The organism is Martelella sp., from assembly GCF_984369615.1.
This window is the reverse complement of the sequence record NZ_CFHTCS010000423.1, coordinates 1-3,378: the sequence shown is the minus strand read 5'-3', so window position 1 is coordinate 3,378 and position 3,378 is coordinate 1. Positions and strand designations below refer to the sequence as shown.

4 protein-coding genes are annotated in these 3,378 nt (G+C 64.3%); 1 reads left to right on the top strand and 3 read right to left on the bottom strand.

Annotation, left to right across the window (positions count from 1 at the left end):
- Positions 1 to 543, bottom strand: a 543-nt coding sequence (locus AC5DC2_RS21535; protein WP_491699963.1) for an ABC transporter ATP-binding protein, incomplete at its 3' end; no start/stop codon positions are given.
- A 160-nt stretch (positions 544 to 703) separates the two neighbouring features.
- Here AC5DC2_RS21535 and AC5DC2_RS21530 point away from each other — a divergent pair.
- Complete coding sequence (locus AC5DC2_RS21530; protein ID WP_491699962.1) at positions 704 to 1,885, top strand: ROK family transcriptional regulator; 1,182 nt, start codon at positions 704 to 706, stop codon at positions 1,883 to 1,885.
- Between the two features lie 4 nt (positions 1,886 to 1,889).
- Here the strand turns inward: AC5DC2_RS21530 and AC5DC2_RS21525 are convergent, their stop codons facing one another.
- Positions 1,890 to 3,065 carry an acetyl-CoA C-acetyltransferase gene (locus AC5DC2_RS21525; protein ID WP_491699961.1) on the bottom strand — a complete coding sequence of 392 codons (1,176 nt, stop codon included), beginning with the start codon at positions 3,063 to 3,065 and terminating at the stop codon, positions 1,890 to 1,892.
- A partial coding sequence (locus AC5DC2_RS21520; RefSeq protein ID WP_491699960.1) for a CoA-transferase occupies positions 3,062 to 3,378 on the bottom strand: 317 nt, incomplete at its 5' end. The genes AC5DC2_RS21520 and AC5DC2_RS21525, both read right to left, overlap by 4 nt.

The window sequence follows — 3,378 nt, the reverse complement described above, 5'->3', positions numbered from 1 at the left end:
CTGCTGGATGCGGCGGATTTCGATGCGCACCTGATCGCGCAGCTTGGCATCGAGGTTGGACAGCGGCTCGTCAAAGAGGATGACGCCGGGACGCATGACGAGCGCCCTCCCGAGCGAGACCCGCTGCTGCTGGCCGCCGGAAAGCTGGTTCGGAAGCTTCTCAAGCTGCGGTTCCAGCCCGAGCTTTTCCGCCACCTCGCCGACGCGTGCGATACGGTCCCTGCGCGGAACTTTCTTCTGCTTGAGGCCGAATTCGAGATTTTCTTTCACGCTCAGATGCGGAAAGAGCGCATAGGACTGGAAGCAGAGCGCGGTATCGCGCGCCTCCGGCGGCCTGTCGGTCACATCGTTCCCGCCGAGAAAAATCCGGCCGGACGATGGTTTCAGAAAGCCGGAGATCATCTTCAACAGAGTGGTCTTGCCGCAGCCGGAAGGCCCGAGAAGCGTCACGAACTCGCCCGGCGCGACGTCGAAGCTGATGTCGTTGACGGCCGTGAAACGGTCGAAACGCATGACCAGATGGTCCGCTGAAATGCCTGTCATTTATGTCTCCCCCTGTTGAGGTGATAGTTTATTACTCATTGTAAGTAAAATTAATATGACAATGGTGCTGCATTTTCCTGACAGCCGGGTTCGCGCCAGGGCCGCAAATCTGGATTCCGGCGCACAAACATGCTCAAAGGCTTCTGGCGGCAGGCAGGAGATGAGGCGTGCAATGGGCTCGGTGGAAGAGATGAGCGGTGCGGAGGGGGCAAATCCGGTCTTTGAGATCGGCCGGAGCGGCGCGCTGGTTCTCGACGCCATCCGGCGGGGCGGCTCGGTCGCCCGTTCGGATCTCACCGAACGCACGCCGCTATCCCAGCAAAGCGTGCACCGCCTCGCCGAAGACCTTCTGGAAAAGGGTTTTCTCAGGCTGGAAGCGCCGAAAATCGCCGGAAGGGGCAAGCCGAGCCCGCGGCTGGCGCTCTCGCCGGACGGCGCATACGGGATCGGGATTGCCGTCGATACCGAAGAGGTGCGCGTCGCCGTCACCAATATTGTCGGCGATATCCTCCATCTCGTGATCCTCGACGTCGAGCCGAACGACCCCGAGCGCGTGCGCGATGAGGCGGCTGAGCGCGTGCCGGAGATCGTTGCGGGGCTGAAGCTTGACCGGCGCAGGATCGCAGGCGTCGGCATTTCCATGCAGGGCTATCGCCGCACGCGCTCCCTGGCCTTCGTGCCGCCGCCGAAGATTGCCGCCTGGCGTGACCGCGATGTGGGCGAGATCTTCTCAGGCGCGTTTGGCCTGCCGCTGATGGCGGAGAACAACGCCACGCTTGGCGCGGAAGTGGAAAACTGGGTTGGCGCCGGCCTGCGCTTCGACAATTTTGCCTATCTGTCGATCAATCTCGGTTTCGGCGGTGGCGTCGTCATCAACGGCGCGCCCTATCTCGGCTACCATATGAACGCGGCGGAAATTTCCTCGATCTACACGCCGGAAGAGCAGGAGCGCCGTCCGGCGCTCAGAACGCTGATTGCGATGCTGCGCGAGGCCGGGCGCGATATCGGCTCCGTCAATGCTTTGAAGCGGCACTATGACCCGTCCTGGCCGGAAATTGACCGCTGGATCGAACGGGTGACCCCCGCGCTCGACCAGATGCTCAGAGCGATGACCGGCATTCTCGATCCCGCGGCCATCGTCTTCGGCGGCGAAGCGCCGCGCGATCTGAGGGTGCGTCTGGCGCGGGCCTCAAGTCCGCGCACGGTCGACGAGATCAACCTGCCGTTTCCCGGTCCCGAACTGCTGATCAGCGAGATCGAGACCGATCCGAATGTTCTGGGGGCCGCACTCCTGCCGATCCGCAAGCGATTGTTCAGTGCGACACCCGGTATTCACACCTGAGCGTCTATCCCCGCTCCACGCAGAGCGCGATGCCCATGCCGCCGCCGATACAGAGCGTGGCAAGGCCCTTGCGGGCATCGCGACGCTTCATCTCGTGAAGCAGGGTCACAAGAATGCGTGCGCCGGAGGCGCCGATCGGATGGCCGATGGCGATCGCTCCGCCATTGACGTTGACCTTGTCCGGGTCGAAGCCGAGCCCGTCATTGACGGCGCAGGCCTGGGCGGCAAAGGCTTCGTTGGCTTCGACAAGATCGAGGTCGCCGACGGACCAGCCGGCCTTTTCCAGCGCCTTCAGCGAGGCCGGGATCGGGCCGGTGCCCATGATGGAAGGGTCGACGCCGGCCGTTGCCCAGGAGGCGATGCGGGCAAGCGGCGTCAGTCCGCGTCGTGCGGCTTCATCGGCATGCATCAGGACGAGAGCGGCCGCGCCGTCATTGAGGCCAGAGGCATTGCCCGCCGTCACCGTGCCGTCCTTGTCGAAGGCCGGACGAAGGGCGGCCAGCGTCTCGGCGCTGGCATCGGGGCGGATCTGCTCGTCGGTGTCGACAATGGTTTCGCTCCTGCGCGATTTGACGGCAAAGGGCACGATCTCCTCGGCAAACCGTCCGGCCTCGCGCGCGGCGGTCGCCTTGCGATGACTGGCAAGCGCGAACTCATCCTGGCGGGCGCGGTCGATACCGCATTGGCGCGCGATGTTTTCAGCGGTGATGCCCATATGCATGCCGCCGAAGGCGTCCGTCAGGCCATCGCCGACCATGGTGTCGACAAAACTTGCCGTGCCCATCTTGTGGCCGGAGCGCAGATGCGCGCAATGGGGCGAGAGCGACATGGATTCCTGTCCGCCGGCCACCACGATGCGGGCATCGCCCATGGCGATCTGCTGCATGCCGATTGCCACCGACCGCAGTCCGGAACCGCAGACCTGGTTGATCAGAAAGGCCGTCGCGCTATCGGGAATGCCGGTGGCAATCGCCGCCTGGCGGGCCGGGTTCTGTCCGGCGCCTGCCGTCAGCACCTGGCCGAGGATGACCTCGTCCACCTCGTCAGCGCCCACGCCCGCGCGCTCAAGCGCCGCAGCGATGGCGGTGCTGCCGAGCTGATGGGCGGGCACGCTAGCGAAGGACTTCATGAAGGCGCCGACAGCCGTGCGTGCGGCGGAAACGATGACCACGTCGCTCATTGGCCGCTCTCCCGATCCAGCCCGACCTCGAAACGGGCCTCGGTCTTGGCTTTGATTTCCTCGAGGGTGACGCCATCGGCAAGTTGGGTAAGGACCATCTTCACTGGGCCCTGCCTTGCAATGGTGAAAACGCCGAGATCTGTGATCACCATGTCGGCCACCCGCGTGCCGGTCAGCGGCAGTGTGCATTCGCGCAGGAGCTTCGGTGAACCCTTCGCCTCGTGCTCCATCACCACGACCACGCGCTTGACGCCGGCGACGAGATCCATCGCCCCGCCCATGCCCTTGACCATCTTGCCCGGGATCATCCAGT